The organism is Pantoea stewartii, from assembly GCF_011044475.1.
Lineage (GTDB): Bacteria > Pseudomonadota > Gammaproteobacteria > Enterobacterales > Enterobacteriaceae > Pantoea > Pantoea stewartii.
Genome location: NZ_CP049115.1, coordinates 2,730,473 through 2,752,101, shown reverse-complemented (window position 1 = coordinate 2,752,101; position 21,629 = coordinate 2,730,473). Strand labels below are relative to the sequence as shown.

Below are 21,629 nucleotides of genomic sequence, written 5' to 3'. Positions count from 1 at the left end.
ACAAAGCTCTGAGGAACACATGTCCGTTCACGTTAAGGTCAATCCCCTCGACTGGGAGAGCCAGTTTTTCGGCATCCAGTCTGTCAGACTGGAAACGGGTGGAACATTGCCGCTGGAAAGCGCGCTTCAGCATCCTTGTGCGTTGTTTCAAATTAAAGTGCCCGCTGATCAGACCGCCACTATTGACGCCCTGAATCAACATCAGTTCCAGTTGGTGGAGGGCGAGGCGGAGTTGTCCCTCACGATTAAACGAACCGAGCGGCAAACGGGAGTTCGTATTGCCCGTCAAGGCCAGATCCCCGCACTGCGTGAGGCGGCTTCTCAGGCCTTCCGCCAGAGTCGGTTTCGTTCGCCGTGGTTTGCGCCAGAAGAGAGCGGACGTTTTTACGCGCAGTGGATTGAAAATGCGGTACTTGGCACCTTTGATCATCAGTGTCTGGTGGCCTGCGATGACAGCGGTGCGCTGCAGGGATTCGTGTCTTTGCGTGAGGTAGATGGCGATGCCCGCATTGGCTTACTGGCTGTTGTGCCTGCGGCGCAGGGGCAAAGTATTGGTCAGCGCCTGATGCTGGCGGCAGCTGACTGGGGACGTGTACGCCAGCTCGATCGGCTGCGCGTCGCAACACAAATCAGCAATCTCACGGCGATGCGTCTTTATTTACGCAGTGGTGCACGACTGGAAAGCACGGCGTACTGGTTTTACAGGAGAGGTCATGATTCCCTTTAATGCGCCCCCGGTTGTGGGCAGCGAAATCGACTATATGCAGTCGGCCATGAGCAGCGGCAAGCTCTGTGGCGATGGTGGTTTTACGCGCCGTTGCCAGCAGTGGATGGAACAGCGTTTCGGCAGTGCAAAAGCGTTACTGACGCCTTCCTGTACCGCATCACTGGAAATGGCGGCATTGCTGATCGATATTCAACCCGGCGATGAGGTCATCATGCCGAGTTACACCTTTGTGTCCACTGCGAATGCCTTTGTACTCCGGGGCGCAAAAATCGTGTTTGTGGATGTGCGCCCTGACACGATGAATATGGATGAAACGCTGATCGAAGCCGCCATCACGGATAAAACGCGTGCTATCGTACCGGTACATTATGCCGGCGTTGCCTGTGAGATGGACACGATCATGGCGCTGGCGGCCCAGTACAAGCTGTTTGTCATTGAAGATGCTGCGCAGGGCGTGATGTCACGTTATAAAGGGCGGGCCTTAGGCACTATCGGTCATATCGGCTGCTTTAGTTTTCACGAAACCAAAAACTACACGGCGGGCGGAGAAGGCGGTGCAACGTTGATCAATGATGCCAGCCTGGTTGAGCGTGCGGAAATCATCCGTGAAAAAGGCACCAACCGCAGCCAGTTTTTTCGTGGTCAGGTAGATAAATATACCTGGCGCGATATGGGATCCAGTTATCTGATGGCGGATCTACAGGCGGCTTATCTTTGGGCGCAACTGGAAGCCTCCGAGCGTATTAACCAGCAGCGGTTGCGGTTATGGCAGCGCTACTATAATGCGCTAAAACCGCTGGCAGAAAGCGGCCACATTACCTTGCCCACGGTTCCGGCCGACTGCCAGCACAACGCGCACATGTTCTATATTAAACTGCGCGATCAGGAACATCGTCAGGCGTTGATTAACTGGCTTAAAGAGGCCGAAATCCTGGCCGTTTTCCATTATATTCCGCTGCACACTTCACCTGCTGGCCTGCAGTTTTCCCGTTTTGCGGGCGATGACCGCTTCACCACGGCCGAAAGTGAGCGCTTATTGCGGCTACCGCTGTTTTTTAACCTGTCAGATAATAACCAGAGCACGGTTATCAGCTCACTGCTGAGCTTCTTTTCCTGATGTCATTAGCCAAAGCCTCTGTATGGACGGCCTCTTCAACTCTGGTCAAAATTGCCGTGGGCCTGCTGGTGGTCAAGCTGCTGGCGATCAGTTACGGTCCGGAAGGCGTTGGTCAGGCGGGTAATTTTCGACAGTTGATCACGGTGCTGGGCGTTCTGGCGGGGGCCGGGATTTTCAACGGCGTCACAACCTTTGTCGCGCAATATCGCCAGCAACCGCAGCCGTTGCGCGCGCTGGTTGGAACGGCCTCGGCGATGGTGACAGGCTTTTCAACACTGCTGGCGCTGGTTTTTTTGCTTGCTGCAGCCCCTGTCAGTACCGCCTTGTTTGGGCACGATCGCTATCAAAACGTTATCCGTATCGTTGCTTTTTTGCAGTTCGGCATTGCCTGGGCCAATCTCATTCTGGCTTTAATTAAAGGCTACCGGGATGCACAGGGTAATGCGTTGGCGCTGATGACAGGCAGCGTGACTGGCGTAGCCGGTTATATGCTGTGCTGGGGGCTGGGAGGGTACGCGGGCGCATTAACCGGCTTAGCGATGGTGCCGGCATTACTGGTTATTCCTGCCCTGGTGATATTCAGGTATCGTGTGCCGCTGCCCTTAAGCTGGCTACGTCCGCAGTGGCAGCCTGAGATGGCGCGTCAGCTGGCAAAGTATACGCTGATGGCACTGATCACCGCCGTCACGCTTCCGGTTGCCTGGGTCATGATGCGAAACCAACTTGCCGCTCACAACGGCTGGGCTCAGGTCGGTTTATGGCAGGGCGTGACCAGTATTTCCGATGCTTACCTGCAGTTTATTACCGCAACTTTTAGCGTCTGGCTGCTGCCCACGCTGGCCAGGTTAGAAAACAAAACAGAGATTGCACGAGAGATCGGACGGGCATTGCGCTTTGTGTTGCCGGCTGTCGCGGCGGCCAGCCTGATCGTGTGGATAATGCGGGATATCGCTATCCACCTGCTGTTTTCTGCCGCATTCCATGATATGCGGGATCTGTTCGTCTGGCAGTTGTGTGGGGATGTTTTTAAAGTGGGGGCTTATGTTTTTGGCTATCTGGTCATCGCGAAAGGATCGTTACGTTTTTATGTGCTGACGGAAATCAGTCAGTTTGCGTTACTGACCCTGTTTTCCCGTTGGCTGATTCCGTTACACGGTGCCAGTGGCGCAGCGCAAGCCTATATGTTCACGTACATTACCTATTTCGCGCTCTGCTGTGGCGCCTTTATTCTCTACTGCCGAAGAAAATGACTTTGATTCACGTTTTGGGATCGGATATTCCCCATCACAATCTCACGGTGTTGCGTTTTTTTAATGACGTGATGAGCACCGAACTGCCTGCGCCTGTGGCGCGTCACTTTATGGTGGTCACCAGGCAGCCGGAAAGCCTTAGTGGCTTTGATGCATTGCGCATTGAAACGTTTAGCAGCAAGAAAGCGCTCTCTGAAGCACTTTTACGCCGGGCTAAACAGCGCGAGCAGCGTTTCTTTTGCCATGGACAGTTTAATCCCTGGCTGTGGCTGGCGTTACTGAGTGGCAGGCTGCACCGGTCTCAGGTGTACTGGCACGTCTGGGGCGCCGATTTATATGAAGACTCGCGCAGCCTCAAATTCCGCCTGTTTTATTTTCTGCGTCGTATTGCGCAGGGGCGGATTGCGCGTGTCTTCGCGACTGAAGGCGATCTGTATCATTATCAGCAACGCCATCCTTCGGTACCGCGCACCTTACTTTACTTCCCAACCCGTTTACCCACCGCGGCGATAACGCCCCGCCCGGATGACATCCTGACGGTGCTGCTGGGGAATTCAGGCGATGCCAGTAATCGTCATACAGAAGGGCTGGAAGCGATTCGGGCGCAGTTTGGCCAGAATGTGCGTATTGCGGTGCCGCTTGGCTATCCGCCCAATAACGATGAGTATATTGCCCGGATTCAGAATGCCGCTGACAGACTTTTTCCTCAGGGGCAGGTAACGTTACTGCGTGAAAATTTGGCCTTCGATGATTATCTGGCATTGTTGGCGCGCTGCCATTTAGGCTATTTTATGTTCGAGCGGCAGCAGGGCGTAGGCACGTTGTGTTTGTTGATTCAAGCCAATATCCCCTTCGTGCTGACGCGTAAAAATCCTTTCTGGCGTGATGTCACCGCGCAACAGCTTCCGGTCCTGTTCAGCGATGATGCGCTGACGCCTGCTATCGTTGCAGAAGCGCGCCGACAGCTCATGGGATGCGACAAGCAGCACGTTGCGTTTCTGGCGCCGGGCTATCTCGTGGGTTGGCAGGCGGCGTTGCGCCTTTGCGAAGGAGAGCCTTCATGAGTCTACTGGCGTTTAGTGGTCTGCTGTTAGTCTACGTGCTGTCACTCATGATCATCGTCACGCTGAATGTACGCGAGATGAAACAGGAACGATTTAACTTTCACCTGTTTTTTACCTTGCTGTTTCTGCTGACCTTTTATTTTGGGTTTCCGCTTACCAGCATTCTGGTGTTTCGTTTTGACACTCAGGTGGTGCCGGCCGATTTTTTACTGCAGGCGATGCTGTCTGCCACAGCGTTTTATGTCATTTACTTTGTCAGTTACAAGGTCCGTCTCAGGCCGATGGCGACATCACCTGCCCGGCCCTGGCTACAGATGAACCGTGTGGAGACGCATTTGACCTGTGGCCTGCTGGCGCTGGTCGCCATCGCGACCGTGACGGTTTTTTTCATCCATAACGGCTTTTTATTATTTCGCCTCACAGCCTACAACCAGATCTTTTCCAGTGAGGTTTCCGGTGTCGCTCTGAAGCGCTTTTTCTATTTCTTTATTCCGGCGATGTTGATCCCGTATTTTTTACATCCTACACGCCGTAACTGGCTGCTCTTTCTGATTGTCACCGTCAGTTTTGGCTTGCTGACCTATGCGCTGGTTGGCGGGACGCGTGCCAATATCATCATCGCTTTTGCGCTGTTTCTGTTTATCGGAATTACGCGTGGCTGGATAACCTTATGGATGCTGGCCGTCGCTGGCGTGATGGCCATTGCCGGTATGTTCTGGCTGGCGCTGCGACGCTATAACCTGGACGTAATGGGCGCAGAAGCGTTTTATACCTTTCTTTATCTGACCCGGGACACTTTTTCGCCCTGGGAAAATCTGGCGTTGCTGCTCGAAAATTACCATAAAATCGATTTTCAGGGTTTAGCGCCCATGTGGCGTGATTTCTATGTATTTATCCCGTCATGGCTGTGGCCCGATCGTCCTCTGACCGTCCTGAACAGTGCCAACTATTTCACATGGGAGGTGCTTAATAACCATTCAGGTCTGGCGATCTCTCCTACCTTGATCGGTTCACTGCTGGTGATGGGCGGTATTGGGGCGATAGTGCCAGGTGCTGTGGCTGTAGGCTTAATAATTAAAGGCTTTGATAGCTTGTATAAGCGCGGACGCAGTGAGTCGAATCACTATACGGGGGCCATTCTGCAAAGTTTTTGTTTTGGTGCGGTATTCAACATGATTGTACTGGCGCGTGAAGGGCTGGATGCATTTGGCTCCCGCGTGGTGTTTTTTTGCCTTATTTTTGCGGCCTGCCTGGCGGTGGCGAAACTGCTTTACGGATTACTGAATCATGTCGGTCTGATTCGCAGCCGTAGAGAACGTCCGCTGCATAGCCCATCCTGACGCTGATGCACCTCTGGTATGAAAGGGAAAAACAATAAAGATATGAGTACGCACACCGGTACACCACGCTACGAGATTCGCGGTATCACCCTGTACGGTTTCGACAGCATGACAGCGTTTGTCGATTTTTTGATGCCCCCATCCGGTATCCGTACAGGTACGTTGGTGGCCATTAATGCGGAAAAGGTTTTGAGTGCTGAACGGGATGCGGCGTTGAGCGCCCAAATCCAGCAGGCCGAATTCAATTATCCTGATGGCATCAGTATTGTACGGTCGATTCGAAAGAAATATCCCCAGGCCTCCGTGCAGCGCATCGCGGGTGCCGATCTGTGGGAAGCCTTAATGCAACGCGCTGGCCGCGAGGGGACACCGGTGTTTTTGATTGGTGGCCGTGAGGCGGTATTGGATGAAACGTGCGCGAAGCTGCGTCGTCAGTGGAACGTCAACATCGTCGGTGCCCAGAACGGTTATTTTGTCCCGTCTGAACGTGAGGCGCTGTGTGCCCGTATTGCAGCGAGCGGCGCAAAGCTGGTGACGGTAGCGATGGGCTCACCACGCCAGGAGCTTTTCATGGCGGATTGCCAGAGGCAGTGGCCAGAGGCGCTGTATATGGGCGTAGGCGGCACCTACGATGTCTTTACGGGACACGTAAAGCGTGCGCCTGTCTTCTGGCAAAAACTGGGGCTGGAGTGGCTCTATCGCTTGCTCGTGCAGCCCAGTCGCTTGCGCAGGCAGTTAAAGCTGGTGAAATACCTGCGTTATCACTGGCGTGGCGATCTGTGATATCGCTGATTAATGCCAGAATTTCGCGTCCGCACAGGCGTAAATGCGTTATTTGTCGACGAAATGCACAAACCGTAATCAAACGCGCTATTTTCTTTAAAAAGCACTAGACAGGATGGGCGCTTATCTCTAGTATGCACATCCGCAACGGCGCTACGCGCCCGTAGCTCAGCTGGATAGAGCGCTGCCCTCCGGAGGCAGAGGTCTCAGGTTCGAATCCTGTCGGGCGCGCCATTTAGTTTGTGCGTATGAGCTTCGGTGGTATCAGTACCGCGTTAGGTAGAAAGATTTAAATGCTGTAGGTTTGACTTACAACATTCAGTACAGTGGTGGCTATAGCTCAGTTGGTAGAGCCCTGGATTGTGATTCCAGTTGTCGTGGGTTCGAGTCCCATTAGCCACCCCAGATTTTGCTGGGATACGCGAAGGTGGCGGAATTGGTAGACGCGCTAGCTTCAGGTGTTAGTGTCTTAACGGACGTGAGGGTTCAAGTCCCTCTCTTCGCACCAGGCAAAACAAATTAAAAAAATCGGCGAGTAGCGCAGCTTGGTAGCGCAACTGGTTTGGGACCAGTGGGTCGGAGGTTCGAATCCTCTCTCGCCGACCATTTTTAGAAACCTGTCTGAGAAGACAGGTTTTTTTTCGTCCGAACAAAAGAGGGTGAAGATCACCGAAGGCGGTTTGTGCCGGGCGAAGTGAGGCAACGTTGCGAATGCAAAAACCTGCACAGGAAGCATAGTCTTCTCTCACCAGAACGGTCTGCACAAACAGGTTTATCGTCTTGCCGAAAGGGCGATGTGCATCTGTGAGAGCGGTTTCTGGTCAGGTGTGGTGAGAAAGAAATTTAGTTTGCGTTTCCGCCGTAAGCGGCGCTATTGCTCGTTTGTCCAGCCTGATTTGCTTACGGTAGTTCCGCGGAAACCGGCATTAAGTGGTTGTCGCAGAATTGAGACGCTTAACGCATTGTTTTAAATGAAGTTGACGCGCCTTTACTTTACGTGTCGCTTATTTGCGACGTAAAGCGAGCGCTGTGTCGCATTATCCCGACAATTCGCAGGCAGCGCGCAAAGAGTGATAAAATTATTTATTGCTAACTCTCTGTTTTAATTAAGTAAAAAATAAAAAAGCGCAACTGGCATGAATTATGCAATAATTAACGCGTAGATGCTCATTCCACCTCTTATGTCTGCTTCGGCTACATAAACCTGGGAATGACGCAGAGCCAATTTTGGGTACCTGTTGTCTGCCTGCCTGTATCGCGAAAGCCTTACAGGATTAACAGACACCACGTTGAGTCGGGTACCTCTCGGTTGTCAAACCGACCTGATTTTACACCTGCTTTCGGCAGGTGTTTTTTTTTGTCTCAACCTGTGGGCGTAAAAAAACCGGGCGAGCCCGGTTTTAACAGATCAGGCATCGGGATTGTTCTTCAGCGTCAGTAACAGACCTTCACGACGCATTTTTGCGGCGTCTTCCGGACGGCGCAGACGATCATACACATCCGCCAGCCAGGCGTAGTCAAAAGCGTCGGGGCGCTGTGCCAGCGCCTGTTGCAGGGCTTCCGCTGCCTGCTGCCATTCTCCATGGCGCATCAGCAACTGACCCAGTGTGCTGTGCAGTAAAGGCGTGGCACCATGCTGCTTAATTTGCTGACGTAACGCTTTTTCCAGCGCTTCCGGGTTACCGCTTTTAAGGCGCGGCATCAACAGGACAAGACGATCGTCGTAATGACGTTTCAGCCCATCCAGCAGAATCTCCTGAGCGGTATCGTGATCGTCACACTCAATCAAATGGTCAATCATCGCCACCTGCAACGAGGTCTCATGGCGTGTTTTACGGCTCAGATTTCCCCACCAGCGTTTTAATCCCTCACTGCCCTGATCGGCCATCGCCTGATTCATCAGACCCAGCCAGGCCTGTTGTTGCAGTGCAGCGCGGTGCTCTTCACTGCCAATCTGCGTTTTTTCCATGGACGGGAGGATATCGAGCAGGGCGCTCCAGGCACTGGTACGAATATAGGCCTGCTCGGCCAGGCGCAGGACCTCCGGATGACGCGGAGCCACTTCGAGTAAACGATCAATACTGTGGCGGGCAGCGTGATCTTCATGTCGCGCCAGCTGGATGCGGGTTCGGGTAATCTCGACCGGGATAACATCATTACCAGCCAGTTCAGCCGCCCGTTCAAGATGCTGATTAGCCCGCATTTCGTCGCCTCGTTGCTGAGCCGCTTCTGCCGCGAGCAAATAGTTTGCGACAGGAACATCAGCATGGTCGGCGTCTTTGGACAGCAGCTTTTCTACCTGCCTGAAATCACCTTCTGCCAGTTTAAGCAGGGCGTTTTGTGTCTGGCGCTGTGCACGACGGCGCTTGCGCCCGGTAAACCAGCCACGGGTGCGGGCACCCGTCCGAAACAGGCGACGCAGCAGCCATTCCACCGCCAGAATCACTAACAAACTGATAATCAGGATAATGGCAAGGCCGGTCACACTGGTTTCCACATTCCAGTTGTCGGTCTGGATCAGCACATAACCCTGATGGCCGGCAATCATCGGCCCCAGCACAATCCCTGCAATCAACAGGACAAAGAGGATAAATACCTTAAGCATGATCAGCCTCCCTGCTGGTTTGCGGCGGCAGAGGGTTGTGCCATCAGGTTACGCACGCGCGTTTGCATCAGTTGTTCAAGCAACGGCTGGCTTTCCAGACTGTCTGGCAGATCCATATTGATATCTTGCTGGCTAAGTTCATCCAACTGGGCCAGAAACGCTTTTGTCGAGGTATCGTTCGTATCATACCAGGCACGCACCCATGTTGAGACGGTTTCCAGCGACTGCTTGTAGATCTCCTCCTGATGACGCGGCACGGCCTGGGCCGCGATCAGCAGACGAGAACGAATGTTTTCGCGAAGGTAAACGTCCTGATTCGGGGCCAGTAAGGGCTGGGCAGTGTTGTCCCGGCGACGGATGGTAATAAAGTCATCCATAAAATTGTGCCAGCTCTTCACCAGGTTCTGACGCCATTCGCGAATAGAGCCAGAAAGTTCACCGTTGTCGCTGTCCATCGGCGCGTCATCGCTGTCGTTGTCGGCCAGACGTAAATTATCCACGTTGTTTGATAGCTGATTAAGTTTCAGGATAATGCCGTCGTAGTCCACCTGGGAGATAGCCGAAAGCGTACTGATATCCTGCGTCAACGCGCGACGCACATTCATGACACTGGGATCGTTCATATCTGCCAGGCTGGCATCAGCGCTTTTCAGCAACGCTGCGGCCGTGGTGACATCCTGATCGCTCCACAACTTACGACCCGCCAGTTTCACCAGATAATCTGCCTGAGCCACCAGCCAGCTGCGCACGTCGTTTCCTGAAATGGAGGCTAACTTTTCGCGCAACGCCTGCAGCGCTTTCTCAGAAGCCGCCTGTTGTGCCTGAGCGGTCTCTAACGCTTTTTCTGTGGTGCTCAGCTGCTGAGAAAGCTGCTGTTTATCGCTGTTTGCCTGCTGCTGTAGCTTGGCAAGCTGTTCGCTCAGACTCTGATTGGTTTGTGCCTGCAATTCGGCCTGGTGTTTATCGTTCAGGTATAAACCTGCGCCAATCGCCAGAGCGATGACGATCGCGACCGCTCCCAGGACCATGCCGCCGTTCTTTTGCTTGCGGGGTGGTTGTTCCTGAAGAGAAGCATCGCGATCAACCGCTGGTGTAGTTTCTTCAACCACGGCGGAGGTGTCTTTTTGTTCCGTCATATCTGGCACATCCCATTGTTAAGTTCAACATAACGCGCGCAGTAGCGCATCGTTATCGGCACCTTCGGCTACGTGAATATCCTGCCAACCAAGATTGGCGGCCACAGAAGCCAAACGTTCGCTGACGACAATCAGTCGGCAGCGGAGCAGCCATTCCTCGCGATCAACCTCGGGGAACAGCGAATACAGTTGATGCAACATTTCGCCGCTGGTGACGACCAGCGTAGAAACATGACGATCGCGCCAGCGGCGGCCTTCGATTGCACCGTCATAATGTTTTTGGCAGCGCTGATAACACTCGGCATAGAAGACCTGCGCGCCCCGTGCCGTCAACGTTTCTGACAGCAGTTCGCGGCCCTGATTGCCACGCAGAATAAGCGCGCGTTTACCTGACACCTGTTGCAACGTGGCCAGCTTGATCAGCGCCTCGCTGGTTTCCTGTGCATGAGGCCAGGTCACCTGTAAGCCACTCACTGTATGAAACGCTAACGCGGTACTGCGACCAATTGCATAATAGTCCAGGTCTGCGGGCCATGCTTTGACAGCATGCTGTGTATAGTGGATAACCTGCTGCGAGAGCAGAAAGACCATATCGCCCCGGCGCAGCGTGGTTAGCGAAGCCGGTAATGAGGGCAGGTCAGCTCCCGGCGCGAATTCGATCAGGGGCAGGCTCCACGCCTGTTTACCCTGGGCGTGCAGTCGGGAGACCAGCTCTGCCGCTGCGGGTTCCGGGCGCGTGACCAGAATCGTCATACGGGGGGTTGTCCCTGATAAACGTCGTGCAGAATTTCACGCGCGCCGTTGTTAAGCAGTTCTTCGGCCAGCGAGATCCCCATCTGCTCGGCCTGAGACCGTGGCCCGCGGCGCTCGCCGCTTACAACGGTACTGCCGTCCGGCGCGCCAACCAGACCCCGGAGCCAGAGCTCATCACCATTCAGCACCGCAAAACTGCCGATAGGTACCTGACAGCCGCCTTCCAGACGGGTATTCATGGCGCGCTCAGCTTTGACACAGACAGCCGTATCATCATGATTCAGTGCCTGTAGTAACCCAATTAAGGTGCTGTCATCCAGGCGGCATTCAATGCCCACCGCACCCTGGCCGACGGCTGGCAGTGAAATTTCAGCCGGCAGGGGCTGGCGAATTCGCGCTTCCAGCCCCAGGCGGTTAAGGCCGGCGGCGGCAAGGATAATGGCGTCATAGTCGCCAGCATCAAGCTTACTTAACCGCGTGCCGACATTGCCGCGCAGCGAGCGAATGACCAGGTCGGGACGGCGTGCACTGATCTGACACTGACGGCGCAGGCTGGACGTACCAATCACCGCGCCATGAGGAAGATCGTCGATCGACGCGTAATGATTTGAGACAAAGGCGTCGCGTGGGTCATCACGCTGGCAAATGGTGACCAGGCCCAGGCCTGCCGGGAACGCTACGGGCACATCTTTCATCGAATGCACGGCCAAATCGGCACGGTTCTCCAGCATCGCCTGCTCAAGTTCTTTGACAAACAGCCCTTTACCGCCCACCTTAGCCAGCGGCGTATCCAGGATGATGTCGCCTTTGGTCACCATGGGCACCAGTTCAACCTGCAAACCCGGATGGGCGCTCATCAAACGCTGCTGTACATATTGTGCTTGCCACATGGCAAGAGGGCTTTGTCGTGTAGCAATTCTGAAAATTTTGTTTAACATGCCGTTAACCATTTAGATCGTTCATCGAATATCCTATCATCGTTGAGGGAAGGCTGTCAGTTTCAACGGATTGAAAAGAACCGCCCGCAGATTAAACCTGAGATATCAGGCAGTAATCGCAGGCCGCTCGTTGGGTGTGCGAAAAGCAGACGAAACCGTGCTAAAATAGCGGTAGCGTAACTTTCTTTACGGTCAATCCGGCGAGTGATAGATTGATCACGTTTCCAGCAATAATCTGCACGACATCTTTATAATAAGTGGCAGAGAGCGGAAGCAGGGTGCTTAACTCCAGGACAACCAGGCGAAACGTCTTGTACCTCTATATTGAGACACTGAAACAGAGACTGGATGCAATTAACCAGCTGCGCGTAGATCGCGCGCTGGCTGCAATGGGACCCGCTTTTCAGCGAGTCTACAGTCTGCTGCCGATCTTATTACATTATCAACATCCGCTGATGCCGGGTTACCTCAAAGGTAACGTTCCACATGGCATCAACGTCTTCACGCCTGATGAAAACCAACTGCAGCTACTGGCCGAGTTAACAGGCGAGCAAGAACTTACCCTGGTTGACGCGCCAAAAGGCGAACTGCCCATTACCGGTATTTACTCGATGGGCAGTACCTCCTCTGTTGGACAAAACAGCGTGTCCGATCTGGATATCTGGGTGTGCCATCAATCCTGGCTGGATAATGAAGAGCGCCTCAATCTGCAGCGCAAATGTGCGCTGTTGCAAAAATGGTGCGCCTCCATGGGCATCGAAGTCAGCTTCTTCCTGATCGATGAAAACCGCTTCCGTCATAACGAAAGCGGGAATCTTGGCGGTGAGGACTGCGGTTCCACTCAGCATATACTGCTGCTGGACGAGTTCTACCGCACAGCCGTGCGCATGGCAGGTAAACGTATCCTGTGGAATATGGTGCCGGGCGAAGAAGAGCATCACTATGATGACTATGTGATGTCGCTCTATGCGAAAGGCGTGCTCACGCCCAACGAGTGGCTTGATTTAGGCGGCCTCAGTACCCTGTCAGCGGAAGAGTATTTTGGTGCCAGCCTGTGGCAGTTGTATAAAAGTATCGACTCACCTTACAAAGCCGTCCTGAAAACGCTGCTGCTTGAAGCCTACAGCTGGGAATACCCGGACACTAAACTGCTGGCGATGGACATCAAACAGCGACTGCACGATGGCGAGATCGTCTGTTTCGGTCTGGATCCTTACTGCATGATGCTGGAGCGCGTTACGCATTATCTCACCAGTATCGACGATCAGCCGCGGCTCGATTTGGTACGCCGCTGCTTCTATCTGAAAGTATGCGAAAAACTCAGTACGGATGACCATCAGCAACGTAGCGGCTGGCGTCGTGAAATTCTGTCGCAGCTGGTGAAATCCTGGGGTTGGGACGATGAAAAGCTCGCCATTCTGGACAACCGTGCCGAATGGAAAATCGAACGCGTCCGCGAAGCGCATAATGAGTTGCTCGATGCCATGATGCAAAGCTATCGCAATCTTATCCGCTTTGCCCGCCGCAACAATTTAAGCGTCAGTGCCAGCCCGCAGGATATCGGCGTGCTGACCCGTAAATTGTACGCTGCCTTTGAGGCTTTGCCGGGCAAGGTGACGCTGGTTAATCCGCAGATTTCCCCCGACCTGTCCGAATCCAACCTGACCTTTATTCATGTGCCGCCGGGCCGCGCCAATCGTCCAGGCTGGTATCTGTATAATCAGGCACCGGATATGAGCTCGATCATCAGTCACCAGCCGCTGGAATATAACCGCTATCTCAATAAGCTGGTGGCCTGGGCATGGTTCAATGGTCTGCTGACCAGCAAAACCCGTCTGCATATCAAAGGCAACGAGTTGTGTGATCTGGCGCGCCTGCAGGAGCTGGTTGATGATGTCTCCAGCCATTTCCCGCTGCGCCTGCCTGCACCCACGCCCAAAGCGCTCTACAGCCCCTGTGAAATTCGTCACCTGGCGATCATCGTTAACCTTGAGCACGATCCGACCTCGGCGTTCCGTAACCAGGTGGTGCATTTTGATTTCCGTAAGCTCGATGTCTTCAGCTTTGGCCAGCAGCAGCAATGTTTAATTGGCAGCATTGACCTGCTGTACCGTAACTCATGGAATGAAGTGCGTACGCTGCACTTTAGTGGCGAACAGGCGATGATAGAAGGTCTGAAAACCATCCTGGGTAAAATGCATCAGGATGCCTCACCGCCAGATACGGTGGAGGTGTTCTGCTATAGCCAGCATTTGCGCGGCTTGATTCGTACCCGTGTGCAGCAACTGGTGTCTGAATGTATTGAACTGCGCCTTTCCAGTACGCGTCAGGAGCCGGGCCGGTTCAAGGCATTACGCATGGCCGGCCAGACCTGGGGACTGTTCTTTGAACGCATGGGGGTTTCGGTGCAGAAACTGGAAAACGCCGTTGAGTTCTATGGCGCCATATCCAATAACAAGCTGCACGGTTTGTCGATCAAGGTTGAGTCCAATCAGACGCCTTTGCCGCCGGTGGTCAATGGCTACGCCAGCGAAGGGATCATTCAGTTCTTCTTTGAAGACACCACTGACGATCGCGGTTTCAATATCTATATCCTGGATGAAAGTAACCGCGTTGAGGTCTATCACCACTGTGAAGGCAGCAAAGAAGAGCTGGTGCGGGATGTCAGCCGTTTTTACTCGTCGTCACACGATCGTTTTACCTACGGCTCTAGCTTTATCAATTTCAACCTGCCGCAGTTTTACCAAATCGTGAATGTGGGTGACCGTTATCAGGTGATTCCCTTCAGGAATCAGACATTAACGGCGCTGTGCGCCTCACAGCCCGATAACGACAACAACGACTATCAACCACGCTATCAGATGCACTGAGTTCTGCCGGAGGCTTGTGGCGCTCTGCCAGGGCCTGCCACAAGGCTTGCGTGAATTGCTGGGATTTCCTGTTGCTTTTCCAACTTCAACTGCGATGATAAGCATCCAGGACACAGGACATGAAGAGCATAAAGAATGAAGAAAGCGATAAGCCTGTTAGCAATGACACTGGCATTAACAAGCCTTGCAGGCTGTGGATTGAAAGGACCGCTCTACTTCCCACCGCAGGAAACGCCAAAACAAGCCGCGCCCACGTCAGCGCCCACGCAAAAGCAGAAAGCCGAGGCCTCTAAAGCGGATGTGGGCGGTCTGGTGACCGGTGATTCAAGCTCACAAATGAAATAATTCTTATGGCGTATCCGGCGGAGCAAAAAATGCAGTTCTCCAAAATGCACGGTCTCGGCAACGATTTCATGGTTGTGGATGCTGTGACGCAAAACGTCTTTTTCTCGCCGGAACTGATCCGCCGGCTGGCCGATCGCCATTTAGGGGTGGGTTTTGATCAGCTACTGATCGTCGAACCGCCTTATGATCCCGATCTCGACTTCCACTACCGTATTTTCAATGCGGACGGAAGCGAGGTGGCGCAATGCGGTAACGGGGCGCGCTGTTTTGCCCGCTTTGTCCAGCTGAAAGGCCTGACCAATAAAAGCGACATTCGCGTCAGCACCCAGGCGGGCAGAATGGTGCTCAGCGTTACGCCCGACGAGCTGGTCCGCGTGAATATGGGGGAGCCCAATTTTGAGCCCCAGCAGGTGCCTTTCCGCGCTAACAAGGCTGAAAACCTGTACCTGCTTCGCGTGGCGGAGCAGACGGTCATGTTTGGTGCCGTCTCCATGGGAAATCCCCATTGCGTGATTCAGGTCGAAAGCACCAAAACCGCACAGGTCGAGCTGCTGGGACCGATACTGGAAAGCCACGAGCGTTTTCCTGAGCGCGTCAACGTTGGCTTTATGGAAATCATCAACCCTGAACATATCCGGCTGCGTGTTTACGAACGTGGTGCGGGCGAAACGCAGGCGTGCGGCAGCGGTGCCTGTGCGGCGGTGGCCTGTGGCATTCAGCAGGGGATTCTGAGCCAGAAAGTGCGCGTTGATTTGCCAGGCGGTACGTTACACATCGCCTGGAAAGGTGCCGGACAGCCGCTGTTTATGACCGGCCCGGCCACACATGTCTACGATGGGTTTATTCACTTATGAAAAATGTCGAAGAGCAGGTGGAAAACACACCTCTGCTGGACGATGAGGCCGTCAGTGATTATCTGCGACAGCATCCTGATTTCTTTATGCGTAATGCGCGCCAGGTCGAACAGATGGCCGTACCGCATCCGGTTCGCGGCAGCGTTTCGCTGGTGGAATGGCACATGGCGCGCCAGCGCAACCATATTCAACGGCTGGAAGAAGAAATCACCTTGCTGATGGAGCAGGCCACGGCGAACCAGCAACTTTTTGCCCGCCTGCTTGCACTGCAAAGCCATCTTGCCGCCGCGAGTTCACTGCAGGATATGCTGAACCGCTTGCATCGCTGGGCGCGTGAGCTGGGCCTGGCCGGGGCCAATATCCGCCTGTTTAACGATAAGTGGCGGCTGGGTGCGCCCTCTGATTTTGTGCAGCTTGGCCTGGCGCGCCAGGCCTTTGAACCGCTGCGCATTCAGCGCTTCGGTAATGAACAGCACTATCTCGGCAGTATTAATGGCCCCGAACTGCTGCTACTGCTGCCCCAGGCGAAAGCCATCGGCTCGGTGGCCATGTCACTGATGGGCGAACAGGGTGAACTCGGCATCATCATGTTCAGCAGTCGCGACAGCCTGCATTATCAGTCGGGCATGGGAACCTTACTGCTACAGCATCTTTCGCAGATGATGCCGGAATTACTGGAACGTTGGGTGGAGCGCGCATGAGCAGCGTGCTGCAGGAGGCCGTTGACGGATTTCTGCGCTACCTGAAGGTTGAGCGCCAGCTCAGCCCGTTAACGCTGAGCAGCTATGCGCGCCAGCTAGAGGCGTTGGTGAGCATCGCCGATGAAATGAAGGTCGGCGCATGGTCGCAACTCGATCCCGCCATGGTACGCAGTATGGCTGCCCGCAGCCGTCGGGCAGGCCTGGCCGCCAGCAGTCTGGCGCTACGGCTTTCGGCGCTACGCAGTTTTCTTGACTGGCAGGTGAGCCAGGACATGCTGCCCGCCAACCCGGCGAAAGGCATTGCCACACCGCGTAATGGCCGCCATCTGCCCAAAAATATCGACGTCGATGAAGTTAATCAACTGCTGGAAATCGATCTTAACGATCCGCTGGCAATACGCGATCGTACCATGCTGGAAGTGATGTACGGCGGAGGGCTTCGCCTGTCCGAACTGGTCAATATGGACTGCCGCCATGTTGATCTTGAGGCGGGAGAAGTCTGGGTATCAGGAAAAGGCAATAAAGAGCGGCGCGTACCGATTGGACGCACGGCGGTCAACTGGATACAGCAATGGCTGCCGCACCGTCTCGCCTTTAACGCCGACGACGATGCGCTGTTTCTCTCCAGCCGGGGCAAGCGCATCTCTGCCCGTAATGTTCAAAAACGTTTTGCCGAATGGGGCATTAAACAGGGCGTGAACAGCCATATTCATCCGCACAAGCTGCGTCACTCCTTTGCAACCCATCTGCTGGAATCCAGTGGCGATCTGCGCGCGGTGCAGGAACTCCTTGGTCATGCCAACCTGTCGACGACGCAAATTTATACCCACCTTGATTTCCAGCACCTGGCTTCGGTGTATGATGCTGCGCATCCCCGCGCCAAACGAGGAAAGAGTGAATGAAGTTCTATCGCCCGCTGCGTGCCATCAAAGCGATCACCTTTGATTTAGACGACACGCTGTATGACAACTATCCGGTCATACGTAAAACCACAGAAGCATCGCATGCCGCTCTGCAGGCTTTTCATCCTGCACTGCGTGACGTGACGCCGGATGATGTGGCGACGCTGCGCAATCAACTGCGACTTCGTGAACCTGACATTTATCACGATGTGACAGAATGGCGCCGTCGTACGATAGAGCTGCTTATGACTGACGCGGGCTTAACGGCAGCAGACGCGACAGCGGGCGCCGCCCAGATCATGGAGGTGTTCCATCACTGGCGCAGCCAGGTGGCGATGCCGGCGGAAACCCATGACACGTTGAAAGCGCTGGCGAAAAAAGTCCCGCTGGTAGCGATTACGAATGGTAACGCGCAGCCTGAAAAGCTCGGCCTGTCAGCCTACTTCCAGTTTTCACTGCGTGCTGGCCCAGACGGGCGCGCGAAGCCGTGGCAGGATATGTATCACCTTGCCGCGCAACGCCTGAATATCGCCCCGGGCAGTATTCTTCACGTCGGTGACGATCTCACTACGGATGTGGCAGGCGCGTTACGTTATGGCATGCAAGCCTGCTGGATTAACCTGCGTGAGGGGAATCTGATGCACATTGACGATGCCCGTCTTCTGCCCCACGTTGAAATTTCACAGTTGGCATCACTGACCTCGCTGCTATAATGGCTGTGAATTTATCCAGTCTTATGCTTCGCATTCTCTGACTTATTGGTGCTTATGGACGTTTCTGAACTGCTCGACGGGTTGAATGACAAACAGCGTGCTGCCGTTGCGGCACCGCGCAGCAACCTGCTGGTGCTGGCGGGCGCGGGCAGTGGAAAAACACGCGTTCTGGTGCACCGCATCGCCTGGCTGCTGTCCGTTGAAAACTGTTCACCTTATTCCATTATGGCGGTGACCTTTACCAACAAGGCGGCGGCAGAGATGCGTCACCGTATTGAGCACCTGATCGGCACCAGTCAGGGCGGTATGTGGATTGGCACGTTTCACGGCCTTGCGCACCGTCTGCTGCGTGCGCATCATCTCGACGCGGGGCTGCCGCAGGATTTCCAAATCCTCGACAGTGAAGATCAACTGCGTCTGCTCAAACGCCTGATTAAGGCGATGAATCTGGATGAGAAGCAGTGGCCTGCGCGTCAGGGCATGTGGTACATCAATGGCAAGAAAGATGAAGGTTTACGGCCGAAGCACATTGAAAGCTATGGCAACCCGGTAGAACAGACCTGGCTGCGCATTTATCAGGCCTATCAGGAAGCCTGCGATCGTGCCGGGCTGGTCGATTTTGCCGAGTTGCTGCTGCGGGCCCATGAACTGTGGTTAAACAAGCCCCCTATCCTGAATCACTACCGTGAGCGTTTCAGCAATATTTTGGTGGATGAATTTCAGGATACGAACAACATTCAGTATGCCTGGATTCGTATGCTGGCGGGCGACAGCAGCAAAGTCATTATCGTCGGTGATGACGATCAGTCCATCTATGGCTGGCGCGGGGCGCAGGTTGAAAATATTCAGCGCTTCCTGGCGGATTTTCCCGGTGCCGATACCATTCGTCTTGAGCAGAATTACCGCTCCACCAACACGATTCTGAAAGCCGCTAACGCCCTGATTGCCAATAATAATGGCCGACTCGGCAAAGAGCTGTGGACCGATGGCAGCGATGGCGAACCGGTCTCGGTTTACTGCGCCTTCAACGAGCTGGATGAGTCGCGCTTTGTCGTCAATCGCATTAAAGCCTGGATGGAAAATGGCAATGCGCTGGCCGATTGCGCGATTCTTTACCGCAGTAACGCCCAGTCGCGCGTGCTGGAAGAAGCCCTGCTGCAGGCCAGTATGCCCTACCGGATTTACGGCGGCATGCGCTTCTTCGAGCGCCAGGAAATTAAAGATGCGCTGGCCTATCTGCGTCTGATAGCCAACCGCAACGACGATGCGGCCTTCGAGCGCGTGGTCAATACGCCCACACGTGGCGTGGGCGATCGTACGCTGGATGTGGTGCGTCAGACGGCCCGCGAACAGCAGATCACCTTATGGCAGGCAACGCGTGAACTCCTTCAGTCACGCGCGCTCGCCGGCCGTGCCGCCTCTGCCCTGCAACGTTTCTGTGAGCTGGTGGATTCACTGGCAAGCGAAACCGCCGAAATGCCACTGCACGTACAGACCGATCGGGTCATCAAGGATTCCGGTCTGTGGCTGATGTACGAGCAGGAAAAGGGTGAAAAGGGCCAGGCGCGTATCGAAAACCTTGAGGAGCTGGTGACAGCCACGCGCCAGTTTAGCTATCAGGATGAAGATGAAGACCTGATGCCGCTTCAGGCCTTCCTGTCGCATGCCGCGCTGGAAGCCGGCGAAGGGCAGGCGGACAAATGGCAGGATGCGGTACAACTGATGACGCTGCACTCTGCGAAAGGGCTGGAGTTCAGTCAGGTATTTATCGTCGGCATGGAAGAAGGCATGTTCCCCAGCCAGATGGCCCTGGACGAAGGTGGACGGCTGGAAGAAGAGCGCCGCCTGGCTTACGTTGGCGTCACACGTGCCATGATGAAACTGACGCTGACGTACGCGGAAACCCGCCGTCTGTACGGAAAAGAAGTTTACCATCGCCCCTCGCGATTCATCGGTGAGCTGCCCGAAGACTGTATTGAAGAAGTCCGGTTACGCGCCAGCGTTACGCGGCCGGTCAGCCATCAGCGCATGGGCACACCGATCAGCAAAAGCGACACGGGGTTCTCTCTGGGACAGCGCGTTCGTCACGCGAAGTTTGGTGAAGGCACCATCGTGAATCTGGAAGGTAGCGGGGAACACAGCCGCCTTCAGGTGGCATTTCAGGGGCAGGGGATCAAGTGGCTGGTGGCTGCCTACGCCAAACTGGAAACCGTCTAGCCGCCGGTTGACGACTTTTTCGTCTCAGCGTAACATGCGCGCACTATTATCATGAGAGGACAATGCCTTGGACACGCCCAGTCGATGCTGGCTCATTAACCTGGTTTTCAGGAATAACATCTAAGGCTATCTCATTACGCTGGTAGCCTTAGCGGTTATCAGCGACCTCCCTTTTTGATCCGTCGCACGAGTCAGCACTGATTTATCGTTTCTCCGTGTTCAGGTTCGCGGTTATCTGTTCCGACCGCCTTACAGCGTTGTCCCATAAAGTCTGCAATGGGGAGTCTTGCTATGCTGAGCGCATTTAAACTTGATAACAGTCGCCTGACGCGTCTGGAACTGGAAGAAGAAAGCGATAAACTGACCACGTCAGTGTGGGTTGACCTGGTCGAGCCTGAGGAAGGCGAGCGCGACCGTGTTCAGTCCGAGCTGGGGCAGAGCCTGGCCACGCGCCCTGAGCTGGAAGATATCGAAGCCTCAGCGCGTTTCTTCGAAGATGAAGATGGCCTGCACATCCACTCCTTTTTCTTTTTTGAAGATGCCGAAGATCATGCCGGCAACTCGACGGTCGCCTTTACGATTCGCGAAGGACGCTTATATACACTGCGCGAGCGGGAGCTTCCTGCCTTTCGTCTTTACCGCATGCGAGCCCGCAACCAGACGTTGATTGACGGTAACGCTTACGAGCTGCTACTCGACCTGTTTGAGACCAAAATTGAACAGCTGGCGGATGAGATTGAAAACATCTATAGCGCGCTGGAAAAGCTTAGCCGCGTGATTATGGAAGGTCAGCAGGGCGAGGAGTACGATCAGGCGCTGTCGCGGTTAGCTGAGCTGGAAGATATCGGCTGGAAAGTGCGCCTGTGTCTGATGGATACGCAGCGAGCGCTTAACTTCCTGGTACGAAAAGCCCGTTTGCCAGGCAATCAACTGGAGCAGGCGCGCGAAATCCTGCGGGATATCGAATCGCTGCTGCCTCACAATGAGTCCCTGTTCCAGAAGGTCAACTTCCTGATGCAGGCGGCGATGGGCTTTATTAATATCGAGCAGAACCGCATCATCAAGATCTTCTCGGTGGTTTCCGTGGTTTTCCTGCCGCCAACGCTGGTGGCCTCCAGCTACGGCATGAACTTTGAGTTTATGCCTGAACTAAAATGGAGCTTTGGCTATCCCGGTGCGATTTGCCTGATGATGCTTGCCGGTCTGGCGCCTTATCTTTATTTCAAACGCAAGAACTGGCTGTAATCGTCTGTCAGGGCCGGTCCAACCGGCCCATTTCGCTGGCCTGCTGGCACAATTCTGCGTAATCTACCT

Annotated in this window: 19 protein-coding genes and 4 tRNA genes; 19 read left to right on the top strand and 4 right to left on the bottom strand. The window is 54.4% G+C overall.

Annotation, left to right across the window (positions count from 1 at the left end; all coding sequences use genetic code 11):
- The first annotated feature begins 19 nt into the window (after nt 1-19).
- The 10 genes from rffC to G5574_RS13110 all read left to right on the top strand — a co-directional run bounded on the left by rffC (nt 20) and on the right by G5574_RS13110 (nt 6,887).
- Complete coding sequence (rffC, locus tag G5574_RS13155; RefSeq protein ID WP_006121436.1) at nt 20-727, top strand: dTDP-4-amino-4,6-dideoxy-D-galactose acyltransferase; 708 nt, start codon at nt 20-22, stop codon at nt 725-727.
- A complete protein-coding gene (gene rffA, locus G5574_RS13150; RefSeq protein WP_164482732.1) occupies nt 714-1,844 on the top strand; it encodes a dTDP-4-amino-4,6-dideoxygalactose transaminase in 1,131 nt (376 codons plus the stop codon). Before rffC ends, rffA begins: the two co-directional genes overlap by 14 nt.
- Nucleotides 1,844-3,094 carry a lipid III flippase WzxE gene (gene wzxE / locus G5574_RS13145; protein ID WP_164482731.1) on the top strand — a complete coding sequence of 417 codons (1,251 nt, stop codon included), beginning with the start codon at nt 1,844-1,846 and terminating at the stop codon, nt 3,092-3,094. The genes rffA and wzxE overlap by 1 nt, the downstream gene beginning before the upstream one ends.
- The gene (locus G5574_RS13140; RefSeq protein WP_039339231.1) at nt 3,091-4,158 is read left to right on the top strand and encodes a TDP-N-acetylfucosamine:lipid II N-acetylfucosaminyltransferase; all 1,068 of its coding nucleotides are present in this window, start codon (nt 3,091-3,093) and stop codon (nt 4,156-4,158) included. Before wzxE ends, G5574_RS13140 begins: the two co-directional genes overlap by 4 nt.
- A complete protein-coding gene (gene wzyE, locus G5574_RS13135) occupies nt 4,155-5,498 on the top strand; it encodes an ECA oligosaccharide polymerase (RefSeq protein WP_164482730.1) in 1,344 nt (447 codons plus the stop codon). Before G5574_RS13140 ends, wzyE begins: the two co-directional genes overlap by 4 nt.
- Before the next feature lie 42 nt (nt 5,499-5,540).
- Complete coding sequence (gene wecG / locus G5574_RS13130; protein WP_006121441.1) at nt 5,541-6,281, top strand: lipopolysaccharide N-acetylmannosaminouronosyltransferase; 741 nt, start codon at nt 5,541-5,543, stop codon at nt 6,279-6,281.
- A 157-nt stretch (nt 6,282-6,438) separates the two neighbouring features.
- Nucleotides 6,439-6,515 (top strand) — tRNA-Arg (locus G5574_RS13125).
- 95 nt (nt 6,516-6,610) lie between these two features.
- Nucleotides 6,611-6,686: transfer RNA gene (locus G5574_RS13120), tRNA-His, on the top strand.
- 16 nt (nt 6,687-6,702) lie between these two features.
- Nucleotides 6,703-6,789 (top strand) — tRNA-Leu (locus tag G5574_RS13115).
- Between the two features lie 21 nt (nt 6,790-6,810).
- Nucleotides 6,811-6,887 (top strand) — tRNA-Pro (locus G5574_RS13110).
- A gap of 802 nt (nt 6,888-7,689) precedes the next feature.
- Here G5574_RS13110 and hemY read toward each other — a convergent pair.
- The 4 genes from hemY to hemC are packed head-to-tail and all read right to left on the bottom strand — an operon-like array spanning nt 7,690 to nt 11,713.
- A complete protein-coding gene (gene hemY, locus G5574_RS13105) occupies nt 7,690-8,886 on the bottom strand; it encodes a protoheme IX biogenesis protein HemY (protein ID WP_033737352.1) in 1,197 nt (398 codons plus the stop codon).
- A gap of 2 nt (nt 8,887-8,888) precedes the next feature.
- On the bottom strand, nt 8,889-10,022 hold the full coding sequence (hemX, locus tag G5574_RS13100; RefSeq protein ID WP_164482729.1) for a uroporphyrinogen-III C-methyltransferase: 1,134 nt from the start codon (nt 10,020-10,022) through the stop codon (nt 8,889-8,891).
- A 24-nt stretch (nt 10,023-10,046) separates the two neighbouring features.
- On the bottom strand, nt 10,047-10,775 hold the full coding sequence (gene hemD / locus G5574_RS13095) for a uroporphyrinogen-III synthase (RefSeq protein ID WP_006121445.1): 729 nt from the start codon (nt 10,773-10,775) through the stop codon (nt 10,047-10,049).
- The gene (gene hemC, locus G5574_RS13090; RefSeq protein WP_058708588.1) at nt 10,772-11,713 is read right to left on the bottom strand and encodes a hydroxymethylbilane synthase; all 942 of its coding nucleotides are present in this window, start codon (nt 11,711-11,713) and stop codon (nt 10,772-10,774) included. Before hemC ends, hemD begins: the two co-directional genes overlap by 4 nt.
- A gap of 311 nt (nt 11,714-12,024) precedes the next feature.
- Between hemC and G5574_RS13085 the strand changes: the two genes are divergently transcribed.
- The 9 genes from G5574_RS13085 to corA all read left to right on the top strand — a co-directional run bounded on the left by G5574_RS13085 (nt 12,025) and on the right by corA (nt 21,560).
- Nucleotides 12,025-14,583, top strand: coding sequence for a class I adenylate cyclase (locus G5574_RS13085; protein WP_164482728.1), 2,559 nt, complete (start codon nt 12,025-12,027; stop codon nt 14,581-14,583).
- A gap of 135 nt (nt 14,584-14,718) precedes the next feature.
- Nucleotides 14,719-14,928, top strand: a complete 210-nt coding sequence (gene lptM / locus G5574_RS13080) for an LPS translocon maturation chaperone LptM (RefSeq protein ID WP_033737356.1) — start codon at nt 14,719-14,721, stop codon at nt 14,926-14,928.
- A 29-nt stretch (nt 14,929-14,957) separates the two neighbouring features.
- Nucleotides 14,958-15,782 (top strand): diaminopimelate epimerase, encoded by an 825-nt coding sequence (gene dapF, locus G5574_RS13075; protein WP_033737412.1) that lies wholly within the window; start codon nt 14,958-14,960, stop codon nt 15,780-15,782.
- A complete protein-coding gene (locus G5574_RS13070) occupies nt 15,779-16,483 on the top strand; it encodes a DUF484 domain-containing protein (RefSeq protein WP_006121450.1) in 705 nt (234 codons plus the stop codon). The genes dapF and G5574_RS13070 overlap by 4 nt, the downstream gene beginning before the upstream one ends.
- Nucleotides 16,480-17,385, top strand: coding sequence for a tyrosine recombinase XerC (gene xerC / locus G5574_RS13065; protein ID WP_033737359.1), 906 nt, complete (start codon nt 16,480-16,482; stop codon nt 17,383-17,385). Before G5574_RS13070 ends, xerC begins: the two co-directional genes overlap by 4 nt.
- Nucleotides 17,382-18,098: a 5-amino-6-(5-phospho-D-ribitylamino)uracil phosphatase YigB gene (yigB, locus tag G5574_RS13060; protein WP_033737361.1), complete on the top strand. Its 717-nt coding sequence runs from the start codon at nt 17,382-17,384 to the stop codon at nt 18,096-18,098. The genes xerC and yigB overlap by 4 nt, the downstream gene beginning before the upstream one ends.
- A gap of 54 nt (nt 18,099-18,152) precedes the next feature.
- A complete protein-coding gene (gene uvrD / locus G5574_RS13055) occupies nt 18,153-20,315 on the top strand; it encodes a DNA helicase II (protein ID WP_033737363.1) in 2,163 nt (720 codons plus the stop codon).
- Between the two features lie 67 nt (nt 20,316-20,382).
- Nucleotides 20,383-20,439, top strand: coding sequence for a YsgD/CorL family protein (gene ysgD / locus G5574_RS24025; protein WP_349887138.1), 57 nt, complete (start codon nt 20,383-20,385; stop codon nt 20,437-20,439).
- Nucleotides 20,440-20,606: 167 nt separating this feature from the next.
- On the top strand, nt 20,607-21,560 hold the full coding sequence (corA, locus tag G5574_RS13050; RefSeq protein WP_006121454.1) for a magnesium/cobalt transporter CorA: 954 nt from the start codon (nt 20,607-20,609) through the stop codon (nt 21,558-21,560).
- The last annotated feature ends 69 nt before the right edge of the window (nt 21,561-21,629 follow it).

Bases quoted from the DNA above. Each gene is read 5' to 3' on its own strand.
- rffC (WP_006121436.1), top strand. From the start codon at position 20: ATGTCCGTTCACGTTAAGGTCAATCCCCTCGACTGGGAGAGCCAGTTT.
- rffA (WP_164482732.1), top strand. From the start codon at position 714: ATGATTCCCTTTAATGCGCCCCCGGTTGTGGGCAGCGAAATCGACTAT.
- wzxE (WP_164482731.1), top strand. From the start codon at position 1,844: ATGTCATTAGCCAAAGCCTCTGTATGGACGGCCTCTTCAACTCTGGTC.
- G5574_RS13140 (WP_039339231.1), top strand. From the start codon at position 3,091: ATGACTTTGATTCACGTTTTGGGATCGGATATTCCCCATCACAATCTC.
- wzyE (WP_164482730.1), top strand. From the start codon at position 4,155: ATGAGTCTACTGGCGTTTAGTGGTCTGCTGTTAGTCTACGTGCTGTCA.
- wecG (WP_006121441.1), top strand. From the start codon at position 5,541: ATGAGTACGCACACCGGTACACCACGCTACGAGATTCGCGGTATCACC.
- hemY (WP_033737352.1), bottom strand. From the start codon at position 8,886: ATGCTTAAGGTATTTATCCTCTTTGTCCTGTTGATTGCAGGGATTGTG.
- hemX (WP_164482729.1), bottom strand. From the start codon at position 10,022: ATGACGGAACAAAAAGACACCTCCGCCGTGGTTGAAGAAACTACACCA.
- hemD (WP_006121445.1), bottom strand. From the start codon at position 10,775: ATGACGATTCTGGTCACGCGCCCGGAACCCGCAGCGGCAGAGCTGGTC.
- hemC (WP_058708588.1), bottom strand. From the start codon at position 11,713: ATGTTAAACAAAATTTTCAGAATTGCTACACGACAAAGCCCTCTTGCC.
- lptM (WP_033737356.1), top strand. From the start codon at position 14,719: ATGAAGAAAGCGATAAGCCTGTTAGCAATGACACTGGCATTAACAAGC.
- dapF (WP_033737412.1), top strand. From the start codon at position 14,958: ATGCAGTTCTCCAAAATGCACGGTCTCGGCAACGATTTCATGGTTGTG.
- G5574_RS13070 (WP_006121450.1), top strand. From the start codon at position 15,779: ATGAAAAATGTCGAAGAGCAGGTGGAAAACACACCTCTGCTGGACGAT.
- xerC (WP_033737359.1), top strand. From the start codon at position 16,480: ATGAGCAGCGTGCTGCAGGAGGCCGTTGACGGATTTCTGCGCTACCTG.
- yigB (WP_033737361.1), top strand. From the start codon at position 17,382: ATGAAGTTCTATCGCCCGCTGCGTGCCATCAAAGCGATCACCTTTGAT.
- uvrD (WP_033737363.1), top strand. From the start codon at position 18,153: ATGGACGTTTCTGAACTGCTCGACGGGTTGAATGACAAACAGCGTGCT.
- corA (WP_006121454.1), top strand. From the start codon at position 20,607: ATGCTGAGCGCATTTAAACTTGATAACAGTCGCCTGACGCGTCTGGAA.